Raw genomic sequence first — 18,593 nt, 5'->3', positions numbered from 1 at the left:
CCGGAAAAGGAAAACCCCGCCTTGGCGGGGTTTCCGTGGATCAATGACGGCGCGGGTATCAGTCGCCCTGCTGCTTCTGCAAGTGTTCCCAACGTTCCTGCGCATCAATCGTACGCTCGGCGGTCAGGCGCGCCTCCAGGCGGTCGAGGCCGATGTCTTCGCCGGTATCGACGCAGAAACCGTAGTCGCCGGCTTCCAGGCGCTTGAGCGTGCTGTCGATCTTGCCGATCAGCTTGCGGTAGCGGTCGCGCGTGCGCAGTTCCAGCGAGTTCTCCGTTTCGCGGGTGGCACGTTCGGCCTCATCGCCGATGTCACGTACTTCGTCGCGCAGGTTTTCGATGGTCTGCTTCGATTCCTCGACCAGGTCCGCGCGCCAGTTGAGCAGGCGCTGGCGGAAGTACTCCTGCTGCAGCGTGCTCATGTACTCCTCATCCGCGCTCGGCTTGTAGCCGGCCGGCAGGATCGGACGGCCAGTGGCCTCGTCGATGTCGTACTCGACGACCTTGTACTTGCTGCGCGGTGCCGGGGCGGTCGAACGCGCGGTTACGGCGACTGCAACCTTGCCGACCGGACGGACGGCAACAGGAGCGGTGGATTTGACGGGAGCTTGGACGTTGGATTTCGAAACAGGCACGGGATTCTTGGATTGCGGGGTCTTGGCTGCGGCAGCCGGCTTGGCAGCAACCGGCGCAGGTGCCGGAGCTGGGGCCGTCTTGGCGACTTCGACCGGGACAGACTTGGCCGCCGCCGGCTTTGCAGCTGGCTTCGGTACGGACTTGACCACGGGTTTGACAGGTGTCTTCTGCGTCTTGGCAGCCACTGGTTCGGCTACCTTTTTAACCACCGGCTTGGCAGTTGGCTTGGCGGCCTTGGCAACCGGCGCAGCCGCCTTCTTGGCAACTGGCGCGGCAACCGGCTTGGTCACCTTTTTAACTGCGGCCTTCTTGGCAACGGGGGTCGCCTTTTTAGCGACTACCGTCTTAACCGCAGCCTTCTTGGCGGCGGGTTTGCTGGCAGGCGCTGCTGGCTTGACCGGCGTTTTCTTTGCAACCGCCTTGGTGGCGGGTGCCTTCTTCGCGGCCGGCTTGGCAGCCTTGGCCACCGGCTTGCTTGCAACCGGCTTGGACACCGCCTTCTTGACTACGGGCTTGGCGGTTTTCTTGGCGACCTTGACGGCCTTTTTTGCAGGTTTTTTAGCAGCCACGAAACGCTCTTCCTTGTTTCCCCCGGGGCCCGGGAAAGCGGGCCTTTATAGCCTACCCGACCAGCAGCAGCAACCGCGCCGGGCACCGTATCTGAACGGATGCCCGGCCCGTGCAGTTCGGGTCCGGTGGCGTCACCGGACCGTTTCGCGCAGTTCGGAACGTAACCAGGCGCGTCATCGCCCCTGGCTGGCAGCGGAAAGCACGTCGTCTTTACCGGTGCCATCCCGCATCCTGCGACAAATCCTGCTCGCTTGCCAAGTGGCTTATCATTAAGCAGTGATCGGCCGACTCCTCATTGCCGTACTGCGCTGCTACAAGCGCTTCATCAGCCCCCTGCTTGGGCCGCGCTGTCGTTTCTACCCCAGCTGCTCGGAATACTCCATGGATGCGATCCGTATACACGGTCCGCTACGGGGGTGTTGGCTTACCCTGCGCCGGCTGGGGCGCTGCCATCCGTTCCATCCGGGCGGACTTGATCCGGTTCCGGAGCGCGCCGATTCCCCCTCTTGCCGCTGCACAGGAAAACACTGACATGTCCTCCACCCTTATCCGCAATGCCCGCATGGTCAACGAAGGCCGCACCTTCGACGGCGACCTGCGCATCGAGAACGACCGTATCGCGCAGATCGGCAGCGGCCTGACCCCGCGCGATGGCGAACAGGTGGTGGATGCGGGCGGGCGCTGGCTGCTGCCCGGGATGATCGATGACCAGGTGCACTTCCGCGAACCGGGCCTCACCCACAAGGGCGATATCGCCAGCGAGTCGGCGGCCGCCGTGGCCGGCGGCCTGACCAGTTTCATGGACATGCCCAACACCAACCCGCCAACCCTGGACTCGACCATCCTGGAAGCCAAGTATGAACTGGCCAAGGGCCGCGCCTGGGCCAACTACGGCTTCTACCACGGCGCCAGCAACGACAACCTGGAAGCGATCCGCGTGCTCGACCCGAAGAAGGCGCCGGGCGTGAAGGTGTTCATGGGGGCCTCCACCGGCAACATGCTGGTCGACAACCCCGAAACCCTGGACGCGATCTTCCGCGAGTGCCCTACCCCGATCATCACGCACTGCGAAGACACGCCGATGATCGATGCCAACATGAAGGCCTTCCAGGAAAAATACGGCGACGCGTTGACCCCGGACATGCACCCGGACATCCGCTCGCGCGAGGCCTGCATCAAATCCACCCGCCTGGCAATGTCGCTGGCACGCAAGCACGGCACCCGCCTGCACGTGCTGCACATCTCCACCGCCGATGAGCTGGCGCTGTTCGAGAAGGGCCCGCTGATCCGCGCCGACGGCAGCCGCAAGCAGATCACCGCCGAGACCTGCGTGCACTTCCTGCATTTCGCGCGCCCGGATTACGCCACCAAGGGCAACCTGATCAAGTGCAACCCGGCAATCAAGGAAGTATCCGACCGCGAGGCCATCACCGCCGCGCTGGCCGATGACGTGCTCGACGTGCTGGCCACCGACCACGCCCCGCACACCTGGGAAGAGAAGCAGAAGCCCTACGCCCAGGCCCCGTCCGGCCTGCCGCTGGTGCAGTACGCGCTGGTCGCCGCGCTGGAGCGCGTGCACGAAGGCAAGCTGACCCGTGAACAGGTGGTGCAGAAGTTCGCCCACGCCCCGGCGCAGCTGTTCGATGTGGAAGAACGCGGCTTCCTGCGCGAGGGTTACTTCGCCGACCTGGTGCTGGTCGAGGACGTGCCGTTCACGGTCAAGCGTGAGGACGTGCTGTCCAAGTGCGGCTGGTCGCCGTTCGAGGGCACCACCTTCCGCTCGCGCATCGCCTCCACCTGGGTCAACGGCCAGCAGGTATGGGACGGCAGCAAGCTGGTGGGCGCACCGGCCGGCCAGCGCATGACCTACGACCGTTGATGCGTTCGGTCCTGATGATGGGTGCGCTGCTGCTGGCAGCGCCCCTGCTCACCGCCCTGCCCGCGCAGGCCCAGGATGGCATCGGCAACCTGCTCGACAACCGGGTCGTGTTCCCTGCCAGTGCCTCGCAGGGCGCGATGGTGATCGGCAAGGTACCGGCGGGCAGCACGGTCCACTACGCGGGCCGACAGCTGCGGGTCAGCAGCTACGGCAGCGTGGTATTCGGCATCGGCCGCGATGAGAAAGGCCCGCTGCAGGTACAGGTGCAGCGCCCCGATGGCGGCAGCGAGAGCGTTTCGATTGCGGTGACTGCGCGCGACTGGCCGGTGGAACGGGTCAACGGCGTACCGCCGAAAACCGTCAATCCGCCACCAGCCATCGCCGAGCGCATTGCCCGTGAGCAGGCACAGGTGACTGAATCGCGCAAGCGCGACGACAACCGCACCGACTTCACCCAGACCTTCATCTGGCCGGTGCAGGGCCGCATCAGCGGCCGCTTCGGCAATGCGCGGGTTTACAACGGGCAGCCGGGCAGCGGCCATTCCGGCATGGACATCGCCGTGCCCACCGGCACGCCGGTAAAGGCGCCGGCGGCCGGCGTGGTGACATTTGCGGGCCCGGATCTGTACCTGACTGGCGGTACGTTGGTGCTGGACCACGGCTTCGGCATCAGCTCCAACTTCCTGCACCTGTCACGGATCGACGTGAAGGTCGGCGACAGGATCGAGCAGGGGCAGAACATCGCCGCAGTGGGCGCAACCGGCCGCGCAACCGGCCCGCACCTGCACTGGGGCATGAACTGGTTCGACACCCGCATCGACCCGTTGCTGGTGCTGGAGCGCGGCAAATAGAGCAAAGCGACTGTAGTGCCGAGCCATGCTCGGCAAAAGCTTCACCTGTAGTGCCGAGCCATGCTCGGCATAGGCCTTACCGGTAGAGCCCCAGCCGAGCATGGCTCGGCTCTACAGGCACACCCCAACCACGCTTGTGGGAGCGGCGTAAGCCGCGAAGCTCGTAGAGCAACAGCGCAAAGCTCCCCTCATCCGCCCTTCGGGCACCTTCTCCCGCAAGCGGGAGAAGGGAGAGGCTCCGGCAATTTGTGCTCTACCGGCTCAGCCCCGCGCCGCCCACCAGCTGCGCCAAAGCAGGCCCGCCGGGCTCGGCTGGTACTCACCGCCACGAATGCGCGCCTGCTGGCGCCCACGCGCCAGCACCGCATAGACACGGCGCGGGCGCGGACCGGCCACGCGCGACGGCCAGGCCGCCTGCAAGGCCTTGTCCCATTCCATCTCATTGCTGAAGGCCTGCGGCACCGCCGCGGCATTTTCCTGCAGCCGCAGCGCCAGCATCTGCGTGGTCAGCGCCTCGGCAGCCGCCGGTGAAGGCTTGCTGCCAAACATCGCCGCCTCCACCGCCGCAGCCGCAGTCGCGTACTGCGCCAACACCTTGCGCGCCTGGGCACCATCGGCCACGCGATCACGCGCATCGATCAAGCTCGGCAAGGCATCAGCCAACTGCGACCACGGCGCCCGCACCGGCTCCAGCAAGCGACCCAGCGGGTGCCGGGAGCGCTGGCTGTCCCAACTACGCAACTCTTCGCCCCACCAGGCCAGCTTGGCATCCTGCGGCGTGGTGTCGCCGCTGGCATTGAGCATGTCATCGAATTCCTGCAGCAGCGCAAACCACGCCACGCTGCGGGCACGATCGGCCTCGTCGACAAAACGCTCCACGAAGGCCCATTCCGGCCAACGCTCCCGCCACTTGTCCAGGAAGCTGTCCAGCGCACTGCTCACATCAAACCTCTTTGTTGAATCAGGCCGAAGCCGGTTGGGTAGCTGGCCATGCGGCGGGCTGCCAGAGTTGTTGCGGTTGCTCGTACTGGCAGTCGGCCTGCCAGCTTTGCGGGTCGTCCGTATCCAGGCGGTAACCCCACAGCGCGGCCACCGACGGCATGCCGGCCGCGCGCGCGGCGATGATGTCGCGCTCGTCGTCGCCCACGTAGACGCAGGCACTGGCGGCGATGTCGATCCGCTGTGCGGCGACCTCCAGCGGCAAGGGGTGCGGCTTGCGCTCGGCCAGGGTGTCACCACCGATCAGCACCGCACAACGCTGCTCCCAGCCGAGCTGCGGCAGGATCAGGCGGGCCAGGTACTCCGGCTTGTTGGTCACGATGCCCCAAGTGGTGCCTGCCTCTTCCAGAGCCCGCAGCATGGTCTCAACGCCATCGAAGAGCGTCGCGTACTGGCCGATCAGCGCCTCGTAGATTTCGAGGAACTCCGGCACCAGCGCGTGCCGTTCGGCCTCGGCCATCTGCGGGAAGGCGACCGTCAGCATCGCCCGCGCGCCCTTGGATACCGCCGGCCGCAGCTGCTCCAGCGTAACCTCGCCCATGCCGCGTGCCTGCAGCATGCGGTTGGCGGTGACGACGAAATCCGGCGCGCTGTCCAGCAAGGTGCCGTCCAGGTCAAACAGCACCGCGGCCGGGAACGAGGTGCGGGTCATGCCTGTTCCGGCTTGACCGCGTAGGCCAGGTAATTGATGTCGGTGCGGCTGCTCAGGCGGGCGCGGTTGCGCCACGGCTCGTAGGCCATGCCGCTGACATCCTGCAGCGAGAGGTCGGCGGCACGCAGCCACGCGCCCAGCTCGGCCGGCTTGATGAATTCCTGGTAGTGGTGCGTGCCCTTGGGCAGCAGCCGGGCGATGTACTCGGCGCCGACAATGGCGACCGCAAATGCTGCCGGGGTGCGGTTGATGGTGGACAGGAACAGCTTGCCGCCCGGACGCAGCAGACGATGGCAGGCAGCGATGATGGCGCCCGGATCAGGCACGTGCTCCAGCATCTCCATGCAGGTCACCACGTCGTAGCTGCCCGGCTGTTCTGCGGCCAGGTCCTCGGCTGCCTGCACCCGGTAATCAACGCTGACGCCGGATTCCAGACCGTGCAAACGCGCGACCTTCACCAGCTCCGGGGCCAGATCGATGGCGGTCACCTGCGCCCCTTCCTTTGCCAGCGCTTCGCTGAGCAGGCCGCCGCCGCAGCCGATATCCAGCACTTTGGCACCGCGCAGGCTGGCGCGGTCGGCCACGTACTTCAGACGCACCGGGTTCAGCGCATGCAGCGGCTTCTGCGGGCCGTCGGCGTCCCACCAGCGGGTGGCCAAGGCGGCGAACTTGTCCAGTTCGGCCTGATCGAAATTGGTGGAAGTGGAAGCTGCGCTCATATCGGTTTCCTCGTGCGGCCGCGTGGGGCGGCCGGTTGCGCACTCAGGCGCGGATGGTACGGATGCGGTCGCGCCACTGGCGCGCATTGGCGGTGATCGCGGCGATGTCCATGTCGACCAGCTGACGCTGGACCAGCTTGGGCTTGCCGGCAATCCACACGTCGCTGACCTGATGGCGGCCGGCGGCATACACCAGCTGCGACAACACATGATGCAGCGGCTGGGTTTCCAGCGCAGACAGGTCCACGCAGGCCAGATCGGCCTGTTTGCCGACCTCGATCGAACCGATGCGGTCGCCGAAGCCCAAGGCACGGGCGCCACCCAGCGTCGATGCGCGCAGGGTGGTGGCCGCATCCAGCGCGGTCGCATCGTTGGCCACGGCCTTGGCGAGGATGGCGGCGGTGCGGTTTTCGCTGAACATGTCCAGGTCGTTGTTGCTGGCGCAGCCATCGGTGCCGATGGCCAGGTTGACCCCGGCGCGCACCAGCGCGCAGGCCGGGCAGAAGCCCGAGGCCAGCTTCAGGTTCGACTCCGGGCAATGCACCACGCTGACGCCGCGCTCGGCGCACAGGTGGATCTCGGCCTCGGTCAGCTGGGTCATGTGCACGGCGATCAGGCGGTCATTGACCAGACCCAGGCGGTCCAACCGCGCCAGCGGGCGCTGACCATGCAGGGCGATGGAATCACTGATTTCCTGCGCGGTCTCGTGCGTGTGCAGGTGCACCGGGATATCCAGCTGGTCGGACAGCATCCGCACCCGCTCGAAATTGGCATCGTTCACCGTATACGGCGCATGTGGCGCGAATGCGGTGCCGATCAGCGGGTCGCCACGCCAGGCATCATGCAGCTCAGTGGCGCGGGCGAAGTACTCGTCGTCGGTCCTGGCCCAGGCGCTGGGGAAATCGATCACCACCGAACCCACCAGCGCGCGGAAGCCGTGCTGCTTGTAGACGGCCGCCTGCACGTCGGCGAAGAAATAGTTTTCGTTGGCGCAGGTGGTGCCACCGCGCAACATCTCGGCGATGGCCAGGGTGGTGCCGTCGGCGACGAACTCCGGGCCAATCACTGCCGCTTCCACCGGCCAGATGTGCTCGCGCAGCCAGGTCATCAGCGGCAGGTCATCGGCAATGCCGCGCAGCAGCGTCATCGGGTTATGGGTGTGGGCATTGACCAGGCCGGGGATCAGCGCCGCTTCCGGGCGCGATACGACCTGCTTGGCGGTGAAACGTGCGCGGGCCTCGGCACGTGGCAGCACCGCGACGATAACGCCGTTGCTGATGGCTACCGCGTGGTCCTCAAGCACCACCGCATGCGGTTCTACCGGCACCACGTAACCGGCTTCGATCAACAGATCGCACTGCTGGGGTTGGATATCACTCACGCCGGTTCACCTCTGGATCTGTTGCTGTATTCATCCAGCCAAGGCTGGATGCGAAAAAGGCTCCGGGCTTCCGAAAGGTCGCCCGAAGCCCAATGTTACCTGCGCCCCCATCCCTGCCTTGGCGGGGATGGCGCAACGACAAAAGCAAATACCGGAGCCAGAGCGATCTCCGCCTGCGCGGGGATGACGTAATGGCAAAGGCGTTTGCCGGAGCCAGAGCGATCCCCGCCTGCGCGGGGATGACGTAATGGCAAAGGCGTTTGCGTTGGCGCAAACGCGCCATTACGTCACTTGACGCGAGCCGAGTATTCGCCCGAACGCGTGTCAACGCGGATGATTTCATCCTGGTTGACGAACAACGGGACGCGCACCACGGCGCCGGATTCCAGGGTGGCCGGCTTGCCGCCGCCGCCCGAGGTGTCACCGCGCACGCCCGGATCGGTCTCGACGATCTTCAGCTCGACGAAGTTCGGCGGGGTCACGTCGATCGGGGTGCCGTTCCACAGGGTCACCACGCAGGATTCTTCACCCTTCAGCCACTTCTCGGCGCCGTTCATGCCGGCCTTGTCAGCCTGCACCTGCTCGAAGGTTTCCGGGTCCATGAAGTGCCAGTACTCGCCATCGCTGTACATGAAGTTCATGTCGGTATCGACCACGTCCGCTGCATCCAGCGAATCGGTCGACTTCATGGTCACTTCCTGCGTGCGGCCATCCTTGATCAGGCGGTACTTCACGCGGGTGAAGGCCTGGCCCTTGCCCGGCTTGACGTATTCGGTGTCGATGATGACAGCCGGTTGGTTGTTGACCAGGATTTTCATCCCGTTCTTTACGTCGTTCATGCCGTAACTGGCCATGCTGAAACTCCTGGATTGGCAAAACCGCCGCGTATTGCGGACGGCCGGATTAGAATGGAACGCCCGCCGTGTGGTGGGCCATCTGTTTTTCTGACCGCCAATGATAACCGCAGCCCCCGCCCTCACTCCAGAAAAAGCCATCCTGCCCCTGCCCGACGACCGCTGGCAGGCGCACTGGCGCCAGGCCGTCCGCGATCCGGCCGAGCTGCTGGCGCTGCTGGGGCTGGATGGCCAGGCGCTGGGCGTATCGGCCGAGGCGCTGGCCCAGTTCGCCCTGCGGGTGCCGCGCAGCTTCGTCGCCCGCATGCGCCATGGCGACCCGGCCGACCCGCTCTTGCGGCAGGTGCTGCCGATCAACGAGGAAATGCGCATCGTGCCCGGGTTCAGCTTCGACGCAGTGGGCGACGGCGCAGCCAAGAAGGCCACCGGGGTGATCCAGAAGTACCGCGGGCGCGCCCTGCTGGTGACTACCGGCAGCTGTGCGATCAACTGCCGCTACTGCTTCCGCCGCCACTTCGACTACGCCGGTGAAAATGCGGCCAAGGGCGGCTGGCAGGAAGCCGTCGCCGTGATCGCCGCCGACCCGGGCATCGACGAAGTCATCCTCTCCGGCGGCGACCCGCTGTCACTGAACACCTCCAAGCTGGCCGAGCTGACCGAGGCGCTGGCCGCTATCCCGCATATCAAGCGCCTGCGCATCCACAGCCGCCTGCCGGTGGTGCTGCCCGAGCGCGTCGACGACGCCTTCGTGCAATGGCTGGCCGGCCTGCCGTGGCCGGTGGCTTTCGTACTGCATGCCAACCATGCCAATGAGTTCAATGCCCAGGTGGATGCCGTGCTGGCACGCATCCGCGGCACCGGTGCACAGCTGCTCAACCAGGCCGTACTGCTGCGCGGGGTCAATGACGACCTGGACGCGTTGGCCGCACTGAGCGAGCGCAGCTTTGCCGCCGGGGTGATGCCCTACTACCTGTACCAGTTGGACAAAGTACAAGGCGCGGCACACTTCGAGGTCAGCGACGAACGCGCCCTGGCCCTGCATGCCGGGCTGATGGCACGGCTTTCCGGTTATCTGGTGCCCAAGCTGGTGCGCGAGATCGCTGGCGACACCAGCAAGCGACCGCTCTAGCCCGCGCAGCAGGCCGGGGGCGACGGCATCAACGCATTGCCGCCATCGCCCCCTGCTCCAGCAGCCCCACCAGGCCGGGCGCGTCCAAGGGGCGCCCCAGCCAATAACCTTGTACCAGGTCACAGCCGCGCTGGCTGAGCAGCTCGAACTGCGCCTCCTGCTCCACGCCTTCGGCCACCACCGTGATGCCCAATGCATGCGCCATCGCGATGATGGCGGTGGTGAGCGCCAGGTCGTCGGCATCGCGCTCCATGTCGGCGACAAAACTGCGGTCGATCTTGACCCCGTCCACCGGCACCTGGCGCAGGTGGCTGAGCCCGGAAAAACCCGTGCCGAAGTCATCCAGCCACACCTTCACCCCTGCCCGATGCAGCTTCTCCAGCAACGATACCGCCAGCATCTCATCGCCGATGACCGCCGTTTCGGTCAGTTCCAGGTGCAAGCGCGATGCCGCCAGACCGGAGCCATGCAGGCTCGCCTCGACCGCCTGCAGCAGATCGCCATTGCGCAACTGCTTGGGTGAGACATTGACCGAGATGAACAGCTCCTCACCATTCAGATTGCGCGGCCACTGCCTGGCCTGTTCGCAGGCCATGCGCAGCACCTTCGGGCCCAGCACCTGGATCAGGCCACTCTGTTCGGCCACGTCGATGAACAAGGCCGGCGGAATCGCCCCCAGCACCGGGTGATCCCAGCGCAGCAACACCTCCGCGCCGCACAGCATGCGGTCGCGGGTACGGAAGATGGGCTGGTAAACCAATCGCAGCTCGTTGCGCTCCCATGCGCCACGCAGCTCCTGTTCCAGGTGCAAACGCCGCTCCACCGCATGGTCCATGGCCCGGCTGTAGTAGCGGAAGCAGTTCTTGCCGGCCAATTTGGCCTGGTACATCGCGATGTCGCCATTTTTCAACAACGCAGTGGCGTCGGTGGCGTCTTCCGGGAACAAGGTGATGCCGATCGAGCTGCCCAGGAAGATCTCGCGCTGCTGTACCTGCAGCGGCTTGGCAAGATCGATCACCAGCCGATCGGCCAGCTGCTTGGCGATCTCGGCGGCACTGCGCGCGCCCTGACTGATCAGGATGACGAACTCATCGCCACCAAAACGGGCCAGCAAGGCGTCGTCGCCACCAATCTCCTCGACCGCGGCGGCAATATGCTGTGCGAACTGCAGCAGCGCATCGTCGCCGGCCTCGTGGCCCAAGGTGTCATTGACCCGCTTGAATTCGTCGATATCGATGAACAGCAGCGCCAGACCACGCCCGGCAGCGCGCGCGCCCAGCAGGCGGTGGTCCAAGGCCTCGCGGAAGGCGAGCCGGTTGGTCAGGCCCGTCAACGCGTCGGTATACGCCATCTGGCGTACATCACGGTCATGCCGGGCGATGCTTTGGCTCATGCGGTCGAAAGTACGCAACAGTTCGCCGATCTCATCGCCGCGTCGGGTCGATTGCGCCTCGATGAGGTAGTCACCGCGTTCGATGCGCCGCGCCGCCGCGCCCAGCCAGCGGATCGGCCTAACCAGCGTGTATTGCACATAGAACGCCATCACGCAGGCGAAGCCGATCAACAGCAGCATCAGCGCCATCGCCCAGCCCAGCTCGCGTCGCTGCGCATCCTGCACGCGCTGCTCCAGGGCCTGCATGGACCTGGCCTCCTGTGCGCGTACCGGCGCCAGGTTCATGCCCACGCGCAGGCCGCCCAGGCGCTGTTCGCCTATCGACAGTGGCACATCCACCTCCAGGATCGACGGCGATTCCTGCACCTGCAACTTGTCTGTCGCGACCGCAGCGGCAGCCAGCGGATCCTGCATCGGCTGCCCGTAACCGGCCACGTCGAAGGAACCGTCATGGATCAGCCGGCCCTCGGGGTCATACACCAATACATAGCTGACCGACTCCTGCCTGGCGGTATTGCGTACCAGCGTGCCAATGGCCGATAGATCGGAGTAATACAGCGGATTGACCAGGGTATCGGCCAAGGCATTGGCCAACGCCGTGCCACGCTCGCGCACGCCCTGGTCAAACACCTGGGCGAGCACCTCACCGCTGTTGCGCAAGGCCTCCCGCTGCGCCGAAGCCTGGCGCACCAACATCAGAGAAACGATCGCCAGCACCACCAGCAGCGCTGCACCACTGGCCAGCAGGAAACGGGCCTGCAATCCAAACCGGGGCCTGCTCATTCCACCTCCATCCGGATCCGGGCCAAACCCCGCCGCAACCGTTCGAGCGCGCGCAGATTGTCCGGGTCCACCGGGTGAAAACCGGTGGTACCGAAGAATTTGGCCAGTGCCGGACCGGCCAGCGGATCACTGCTGGCCTGCAACAGCACCTGCTGCAAGCGGTCACGCACCAGCGGATCCAGGTCGGCGCGCACCATTTCCACCGCGCGCGGAATGGGCTCGCTGCGGTACAGCACCCGCATGTCCTGGCGGAACGCCGGCGGCATGGCCTGGTTGTCGCTCCAGTCGATGCTGCTGATCACCCCGGCATCCACCACGCGCTTGTGCACATAGGTGGAGATATTCAGCTCCGAGCGCACAAACACATAGCCGACCGAGTCCTCGACCGGCGTGTCACGCGGGTCGAGCAGGATCTCGGGCTGCACATCATGGTCGAGCAGCTCCATCGCGGGCACCAGGTAGGCACTGGTGGACAACGCGCTCTGCATCGCCAGGGTGCGCCCCCGCAAACCTTCCAGGCTTGTAACCGGACTGTCGCGGCGCACGAAGAACACGCTGTGATAGCTGCCCACGCCATTGCGTTCAGTCAGCAGCAAAGGCCTGGCACCGGCCCGTTGGCCCAGCGCCATCGCCGTGCCGGCCGTCTCGGTAACCCAGTCCACCCGGCCGCGGCGCAGATAGCTGCCCATCTGCTGCGCGTCCTTGGCCATCAGGATGCGTCCTTCGACGATCCCGACTTCGCGCATGCGTGGCACCACATAATCCAGCAGTGGCTTGAGTTGGTCGTAGTGCGCCTTCGGATCATCACTGATCCGCCCCAATACCAACACCGAACGATCAACCGCCCCGACTGCCACAGGCTGCAGTGCAACCAGTGTCAGTACGGCTCCCCAAAGCCATCGCAAGACACCCAAAACGACACCCCCCGCTGATCCATCCCCACAGAGTACTGGTTTTTACAAACCGTGATGCGTTACTCAGTTTTTTTCTGTCCAGCCAATCGCGCCATACGCTGGGCATCCGACAGGATGCCACGCATCAGCCGCACCTCCTGCTCCGAGAGCTCCGCCTTCATGAACAGACGGCGCAACTTGCGCATGGCCGACTCGGGTGCGCGGCCCTTGTGGAAGTCGATCTGGTCCAGGGTGTCGCCGAACTGGCCGAACAAGCCCTCCAGCTGGGCATGACTGGCCGGGGCCTCGCCATGACCCAGTTCAACCGGCGCCGGCGCGGACGCCTCGGCCTCGAGCGCGGCCATCCGCACTTCGTAGGCCAGGACCTGCACCGCCGCAGCCAGGTTCAGCGAGCTGAATTCAGGGTCGGACGGGATATGTACGGCGGCATGGCAGAGCTGCAACTCCTCATTGGTCAGACCGGTGCGCTCGCGACCGAACACGAACGCCACTTCGGCCGGCTCGGCAGCCTTGGCCACCGCACGCTGGCCGGCCACTTCCGGCAGCAGTTCCTCCAGCTGCACGCGCCGCGCGCGCGCGGTGCAGCCCATCACCAGCCGGCAATCGGCCACCGCCTCCGCAAGGCTCGCGAACACCGGCGCATCCCCCAATACATCCTCGGCACCCGCCGAGCGCCGGAAAGCCACATCATCCAGCGGCTTTTCCGGGGCCACCAGGACCAGCCGTGCCAGCCCCATGGTCTTCATCGCACGGGCCGCCGCGCCGATGTTGCCGGGGTGCTGGGTGCCAACAAGAACGAAGCGAATATGAGCAGAAACGGACATGGCGTTAAAAAATCAGGAGCGAGACAGCTGTAGATGGTAAACTGCGCGGCCGGTCAATGCGCCGGACCCGCTCTTTTCCCCCGCCAATCCGATCTCTGCCTTCACGGGAGCCTTTCGCCATGCAGAAACCCGCCGTAACCGTCATGGTCAAGGCCGCCCGCCTCGCCGGCAACGTCCTGCTCCGCAACATCAACAAGCTTGAAGCCCTGAACGTCGTGCAGAAGGGTCGGATGGATTACGCCAGCGAAGTCGATGCCGACGCTGAGAAGGTAATCGTCAAGGAACTCAAGCGCGCCTATCCGGAATACGGCATCTTCGGTGAAGAGGGCGGTATCCAGGGCGTCAACCGCATGATGTGGGTGATCGACCCGCTCGACGGCACCAGCAACTACCTGCGCGGCTTCCCGCACTACTGTGTCTCCATTGCCCTGGTTGAAAACGGCGAGCCGACCGACGCGGTGATCTTCGACCCGCTGCGCAACGAGCTGTTCACCGCCTCCAAGGGCAACGGTGCCGTGCTCAACGACCGTCGCCTGCGCGTGGCAGACCGCAAGGACCTGGAAGGCACCATGATCCACACCGGCTTCGCCCCGCGCGAACGCAGCCGCGCCAGCACCCAGCTCAAGACCGTGGACACCCTGCTGGTGCAGGCCGAGGATGTGCGCCGCACCGGCTCCGCCGCGCTGGACCTGGCCTACGTGGCCTGCGGCCGCGCCGACGCCTACTTCGAGGCTGGCGTGAAGGCATGGGACATTGCTGCTGGCGTGCTGCTGGTACGCGAAGCCGGCGGCAAGGTCTGCAACTACCGCGGCGCCACCCTGGACCGCATGGACTCGCGCGGCCCGGAGACCCAGCAGGTCGTGGCCGGCAACATCAAGGTGTGCGAAGCCCTGCAGAAGGTCATCGTCAACACCGGCTACGCCGCCGAGTTCGACCCGAAGTTCTGATTCAGCTGCCATCGCAGTGAGTCATCCGAAAACCGATGCCAGCGTTCTGGCATCGGTTTTTTTGTGGGCAAAGCGCGGTGCACCGATTTTCCTGTGGGAGCGGCGCAAGCCGCGAAGCAGGAAATCCATCAGATGACACAGGCCGCCGGCGCCCCGGCAATGCCAGCTTCGCGGCTTACGCCGCTTCCACAAAAACGTCAGGCCGGCTCAGCCAGCGGATACAGCGGGAACCACCGCAGCGCCGACAACCGGCTGCCGGCCCCAGCCATATCGGCTGGCCAGCCAGATCTCCAGCAATACCAGCGCCATCACGATCAGCAGCGGCAGCAGCAAGCCAAAATAGATACCCGGCATCATCGAGCCGATCTGCGCCTTCAGCAGGCGGATCACCCCCTTGGTATGCAGCAACTCGCTCATGCGCATGCCCAGCGCTTCGCGGAACACGGCCTTATCCAGCCCGCTGCGCCCGCCCACCTGCTCGACCAGGCTGTCCTCCACCCACCGCAGCATCACCTCGCTGCGCAGGTGCTCGATGCCCTTGCGCGCCCAGCGTTGCGGCAGGCTCTCGCCCTTGAGCACGCTGACATCGGCCAGGCGGCGTTCGCTGAGATAGGACTCCACCGCAATGCGCGCAGCTTCGTGTGCGGAAACATCATCGCGCAGCATCGCCTCCAGCTCCGGCGTATCCAGCGAATTCTTGAAATCCACCAGCCAATGCTCGGTGGCGGCCTGCAGGTGCGGCTGGAAGTGATCGATCTGCTTGTACAAAGCGCGCTGGCCGCCCGCGACCAGGCCCAACTGCAGGCCGATGAAGGCAAACAGCAGCGGCAACACCACCACATAGCTGGCAATCAGCCAGTGATGCCAGCGCCGTCGCCGCGCAAGGCCACCGCGGCGCGCCAGCAGCACCCACACCGCCACTCCCAGCGCCAACCCCACCACCGTTCCCAGTACCGAGCCGCCGATCAAATCCAGCACGCTCAGCCCGTTCCAGAACTCCATCGCCCAATAGTGTGCGTCCTGCACTGCCCGCTCTCCGTTTGTCTGCAAGGTCCTGAGGGTAGCCACAAACCGGCGCAGGGTGAAGGCCACCGTCCGATTTCACCGGACAGAAAATCACCGAACCGCCTTCGCCCGCGGCCATCGGCAATACACATCCGTCCGTGCCATCCATGCAAAAAGACAACGCCCCTTGCGGGGCGTTGTCTTCGATCAATCCTGTACCAAGGGGGCCAGGGTGGCGGCACGATGCCGTGCGCCCACCAAGCCTCGCAGAACCCGGCTCAGGCCACCGTCGAGGCACGCAGCGCGGCGATGCGCTCATCCAGCGGCGGATGGCTGAGGAACAGCTTCTTGGCCGCCGAGCCGGCGATACCGAAAGCGGCAATCTGGGTCGGCAAGGTGCTCTGGCCATGATTGAGCTTCAGACGCTCCAGTGCGGCGATCATCTTCTGCCGGCCGGCCAGCGAGGCACCGCCCTGATCAGCGCGGAACTCACGATGGCGCGAGAACCACATCGCGATCATCGTCGCGAACAGGCCGAACACCATTTCCAGCACGAACACGATGATGTAGTAGGCAAAACCACGGCCGCCGCCTTCGCGGTTACCCGACAGCGCGCTGTCGATGACACCACCGACCACACGTGCCAACACGATCACGAAGGTGTTCAACACGCCTTGCAGCAGCGCCATGGTGATCATGTCGCCGTTTGCGACGTGCGCGATCTCATGGCCCAGCACCGCTTCGGCCTCGTCTTCGCTCATGTTGTGCAGCAGGCCGGTGGACACCGCCACCAGCGCGTTGTTGCGGTTGGCACCGGTGGCGAACGCGTTGATTTCCGGCGCGTCATACACCGCCACTTCCGGCATGCCGATACCGGCCGCCTTGGCCTGGCGGGCCACGGTGTCCAGCAGCCAGCGTTCGGTCGGGTTACGTGGTTCGGTGATGACGACGGCGCCCGTGCCGCGCTTGGCCATGAACTTGGACAGCAGCAGCGAGATGATCGAGCCACCGAAGCCAAAGATGGCCGCCATGACCAGCAAGCCGCTCATCTGCGAGGAATTCACGCCCAGAAGGGACATGACGACGCTGGCCAGGATCAGCACCGCGACGTTGGTCAGAAGAAACAGCCCGATACGGGTAAACATGGGAAACAGATCCGTGAGGATGGGAGATACAGTCAATTTGCGGCGCAGACAGCTTGAATTCAAGCATTAATCTGACCGACGATTCAGCTTCGATGCCAGCTACTCCCTACCTCGGCCGCTTCGCGCCCTCCCCGACCGGCCCTTTGCATTTGGGCTCCCTGCTGGCCGCCTTCGGCAGTTGGCTGCTGGCTCGCCATGCCGGCGGCCAATGGCTGGTGCGGATCGAAGATATCGACCCGCCGCGGGAAGTGCCCGGGGCGGTCGATTCGCAGCTGGCCACACTGGCCGCGTTCGGCCTGAACTCGGACCTGCCGGTACAGTACCAGAGCCGACGCAGCCATCTTTATCAAACCGCCATTGCGCAATTGTTGGCACAGGACAAGGCATTTGCCTGCCATTGCAGCCGCGCCGACCTGTCCAGCCAAGGGGGCATTCATCGCCGCTGTGTCGCCAGCCAGCAGCGCCCGCAGGCAGCGCTCCGCCTGCGCGTGGCCGATGGCAGCCATGTCAGCTTCGACGATGCCCTCCAGGGGCTGCAGCAACAGGACGTGGACCGTGAGGTCGGCGACGTGGTCCTGTTGCGCGCCGATGGTTATTGGGCTTATCAGCTGGCAGTGGTGGTGGACGACGCCGAGCAGGGCATTACCCATGTGGTGCGCGGTGCCGACCTGATCGAATCGACCGCACGGCAGATCCTGCTGCAGCAGGCCCTGGGGCTGCCAACCCCGGGTTATCTGCACCTGCCGCTGCTGCTGGACAGCGACGGCCAGAAACTCTCCAAGTCACAGGCTGCCGTACCCGTGGACAGTGCCCAACCGGTGCCCGTGCTGCGTTGGCTGTGGGCCGCACTGGGCCAATCGCCGACAGCGCTGGAGACCAGTACCAGCGTTGCCGAGACCTTGCAGCAGGCGGCCGCCGCCTTTGTGCCGGCGCGGCTGCAAAAAACCTCGGTGCGCGCGCCTCTGCAGCCCCCGGGCTGAGCGCAGTTTCATTAGAATCATGGGCTGCCCTGCACATCTGCCCTGGAGTTGAGCCCATGACATCGCGCGTCGCACTGGTCACCGGTGGTACCGGCGGCATTGGTACCGCCATCTGCCAACGCCTCGCCGACCAAGGGCACCGGGTCGCCACCAACTTCCGCAATGCCGAAAAGGCCCAGCAGTGGCAGCAGCGCATGCGCGAGAAGGGCTACGACATCGCCCTGTTCGAGGGCGATGTGGCTGACCCGGACAGTGGCCGCAGCCTGATCCAGGCTACCGAGGCCGCGTTGGGGCCGGTGGAGATCCTGGTCAACAACGCCGGCATCACCCGCGATACCACCTTCCATCGGATGAGCCCGGAGCAATGGCATGAGGTGATCAACACCAATCTCAACTCGGTGTTCAACGTCACCCGCCCGGTGATCGAGGGCATGCGCAAGCGCGGTTGGGGCCGGGTCATCCAGATCAGCTCTATCAACGGCCTGAAGGGCCAGTATGGCCAGGCCAACTACGCCGCCGCCAAGGCCGGCATGCACGGTTTCACCATTTCCCTGGCCCGTGAGAACGCCGGCTTCGGCATCACTGTCAACACCATCTCGCCGGGCTACGTGGCCACCGACATGGTGATGGCGGTGCCCGAGGAGGTGCGGGCCAAGATCATTGCCGACATCCCCACCGGGCGCCTGGGCAAGCCGGAGGAAATCGCCTATGCGGTCGCCTTCCTGGTCGCCGAGGAGGCCAGTTGGATCACCGGCTCCAATCTGGATATCAACGGCGGCCACCACATGGGTTGGTGACCGCCCACGCCATGTTGCACAACATGGCGATTCATGCTGCGCAACAAACCTAGAGTTCTCCGATGCTTGCAACCTGTACTAATGGCGGTTGCAAGCCCTGCTGCACTGCGCCATGCTGCGCACCTACCGTGACGAG

General features: G+C 65.2%; 18 protein-coding genes. 7 read left to right on the top strand and 11 right to left on the bottom strand.

Annotated elements, in window-relative coordinates; genetic code table 11:
- Nucleotides 1-58: 58 nt before the first annotated feature.
- Nucleotides 59-1,204, bottom strand: a complete 1,146-nt coding sequence (gene dksA / locus AC1VXC_RS00490; protein ID WP_481538343.1) for an RNA polymerase-binding protein DksA — start codon at nucleotides 1,202-1,204, stop codon at nucleotides 59-61.
- A gap of 277 nt (nucleotides 1,205-1,481) precedes the next feature.
- Here dksA and yidD point away from each other — a divergent pair, with 277 nt between their 5' ends.
- The 3 genes from yidD to AC1VXC_RS00475 are packed head-to-tail and all read left to right on the top strand — an operon-like array spanning nucleotide 1,482 to nucleotide 3,935.
- Nucleotides 1,482-1,736: a membrane protein insertion efficiency factor YidD gene (gene yidD, locus AC1VXC_RS00485; RefSeq protein WP_083491069.1), complete on the top strand. Its 255-nt coding sequence runs from the start codon at nucleotides 1,482-1,484 to the stop codon at nucleotides 1,734-1,736.
- A 1-nt stretch (nucleotide 1,737) separates the two neighbouring features.
- Nucleotides 1,738-3,084: a dihydroorotase gene (locus tag AC1VXC_RS00480; RefSeq protein WP_481527904.1), complete on the top strand. Its 1,347-nt coding sequence runs from the start codon at nucleotides 1,738-1,740 to the stop codon at nucleotides 3,082-3,084.
- Nucleotides 3,084-3,935 carry a M23 family metallopeptidase gene (locus AC1VXC_RS00475; RefSeq protein ID WP_481538344.1) on the top strand — a complete coding sequence of 284 codons (852 nt, stop codon included), beginning with the start codon at nucleotides 3,084-3,086 and terminating at the stop codon, nucleotides 3,933-3,935. Before AC1VXC_RS00480 ends, AC1VXC_RS00475 begins: the two co-directional genes overlap by 1 nt.
- 261 nt (nucleotides 3,936-4,196) lie before the next feature.
- Here the strand turns inward: AC1VXC_RS00475 and AC1VXC_RS00470 are convergent, their stop codons facing one another.
- The 5 genes from AC1VXC_RS00470 to efp all read right to left on the bottom strand — a co-directional run bounded on the left by AC1VXC_RS00470 (nucleotide 4,197) and on the right by efp (nucleotide 8,540).
- The gene (locus AC1VXC_RS00470; RefSeq protein ID WP_313493530.1) at nucleotides 4,197-4,877 is read right to left on the bottom strand and encodes an isoprenoid biosynthesis enzyme family protein; all 681 of its coding nucleotides are present in this window, start codon (nucleotides 4,875-4,877) and stop codon (nucleotides 4,197-4,199) included.
- A 19-nt stretch (nucleotides 4,878-4,896) separates the two neighbouring features.
- Nucleotides 4,897-5,586, bottom strand: coding sequence for a phosphoglycolate phosphatase (locus tag AC1VXC_RS00465; protein WP_313169626.1), 690 nt, complete (start codon nucleotides 5,584-5,586; stop codon nucleotides 4,897-4,899).
- Entirely contained in the window at nucleotides 5,583-6,305 is a 723-nt protein-coding gene (gene ubiG, locus AC1VXC_RS00460; protein WP_313169624.1) for a bifunctional 2-polyprenyl-6-hydroxyphenol methylase/3-demethylubiquinol 3-O-methyltransferase UbiG, read from the bottom strand. Before ubiG ends, AC1VXC_RS00465 begins: the two co-directional genes overlap by 4 nt.
- Before the next feature lie 43 nt (nucleotides 6,306-6,348).
- The gene (locus AC1VXC_RS00455; protein ID WP_313169623.1) at nucleotides 6,349-7,686 is read right to left on the bottom strand and encodes a TRZ/ATZ family hydrolase; all 1,338 of its coding nucleotides are present in this window, start codon (nucleotides 7,684-7,686) and stop codon (nucleotides 6,349-6,351) included.
- A 287-nt stretch (nucleotides 7,687-7,973) separates the two neighbouring features.
- A complete protein-coding gene (efp, locus tag AC1VXC_RS00450) occupies nucleotides 7,974-8,540 on the bottom strand; it encodes an elongation factor P (RefSeq protein WP_313169621.1) in 567 nt (188 codons plus the stop codon).
- 100 nt (nucleotides 8,541-8,640) lie between these two features.
- Here efp and epmB point away from each other — a divergent pair, with 100 nt between their 5' ends.
- Nucleotides 8,641-9,669 carry an EF-P beta-lysylation protein EpmB gene (gene epmB, locus AC1VXC_RS00445; RefSeq protein ID WP_313493528.1) on the top strand — a complete coding sequence of 343 codons (1,029 nt, stop codon included), beginning with the start codon at nucleotides 8,641-8,643 and terminating at the stop codon, nucleotides 9,667-9,669.
- A 28-nt stretch (nucleotides 9,670-9,697) separates the two neighbouring features.
- On the opposite strand, the gene AC1VXC_RS00440 is transcribed toward epmB, so the two are convergent.
- The 3 genes from AC1VXC_RS00440 to AC1VXC_RS00430 are packed head-to-tail and all read right to left on the bottom strand — an operon-like array spanning nucleotide 9,698 to nucleotide 13,583.
- Nucleotides 9,698-11,845: a putative bifunctional diguanylate cyclase/phosphodiesterase gene (locus AC1VXC_RS00440; protein WP_313493527.1), complete on the bottom strand. Its 2,148-nt coding sequence runs from the start codon at nucleotides 11,843-11,845 to the stop codon at nucleotides 9,698-9,700.
- Complete coding sequence (locus AC1VXC_RS00435) at nucleotides 11,842-12,759, bottom strand: phosphate/phosphite/phosphonate ABC transporter substrate-binding protein (RefSeq protein WP_481538345.1); 918 nt, start codon at nucleotides 12,757-12,759, stop codon at nucleotides 11,842-11,844. The genes AC1VXC_RS00440 and AC1VXC_RS00435 overlap by 4 nt, the downstream gene beginning before the upstream one ends.
- Nucleotides 12,760-12,818: 59 nt before the next feature.
- A complete protein-coding gene (locus AC1VXC_RS00430) occupies nucleotides 12,819-13,583 on the bottom strand; it encodes an RNA methyltransferase (protein WP_313169616.1) in 765 nt (254 codons plus the stop codon).
- 119 nt (nucleotides 13,584-13,702) lie between these two features.
- Between AC1VXC_RS00430 and AC1VXC_RS00425 the strand changes: the two genes are divergently transcribed.
- Nucleotides 13,703-14,530, top strand: a complete 828-nt coding sequence (locus AC1VXC_RS00425; RefSeq protein WP_313169615.1) for an inositol monophosphatase family protein — start codon at nucleotides 13,703-13,705, stop codon at nucleotides 14,528-14,530.
- A gap of 207 nt (nucleotides 14,531-14,737) precedes the next feature.
- On the opposite strand, the gene AC1VXC_RS00420 is transcribed toward AC1VXC_RS00425, so the two are convergent.
- Both AC1VXC_RS00420 and htpX read right to left on the bottom strand, forming a co-directional pair.
- The gene (locus AC1VXC_RS00420) at nucleotides 14,738-15,556 is read right to left on the bottom strand and encodes a hypothetical protein (protein ID WP_481527911.1); all 819 of its coding nucleotides are present in this window, start codon (nucleotides 15,554-15,556) and stop codon (nucleotides 14,738-14,740) included.
- 257 nt (nucleotides 15,557-15,813) lie between these two features.
- Nucleotides 15,814-16,680, bottom strand: a complete 867-nt coding sequence (htpX, locus tag AC1VXC_RS00415) for a protease HtpX (protein WP_313169611.1) — start codon at nucleotides 16,678-16,680, stop codon at nucleotides 15,814-15,816.
- Between the two features lie 92 nt (nucleotides 16,681-16,772).
- On the opposite strand from htpX, the gene gluQRS reads away from it, so the two are divergent.
- Both gluQRS and phbB read left to right on the top strand, forming a co-directional pair.
- On the top strand, nucleotides 16,773-17,660 hold the full coding sequence (gluQRS, locus tag AC1VXC_RS00410) for a tRNA glutamyl-Q(34) synthetase GluQRS (protein ID WP_313493523.1): 888 nt from the start codon (nucleotides 16,773-16,775) through the stop codon (nucleotides 17,658-17,660).
- A gap of 56 nt (nucleotides 17,661-17,716) precedes the next feature.
- Nucleotides 17,717-18,457: a beta-ketoacyl-ACP reductase gene (gene phbB / locus AC1VXC_RS00405; RefSeq protein WP_313169608.1), complete on the top strand. Its 741-nt coding sequence runs from the start codon at nucleotides 17,717-17,719 to the stop codon at nucleotides 18,455-18,457.
- The last annotated feature ends 136 nt before the right edge of the window (nucleotides 18,458-18,593 follow it).

Source organism: Stenotrophomonas sp. STEN033 (assembly GCF_056856655.1).
This window is presented reverse-complemented; position numbering and strand designations above follow the sequence as displayed.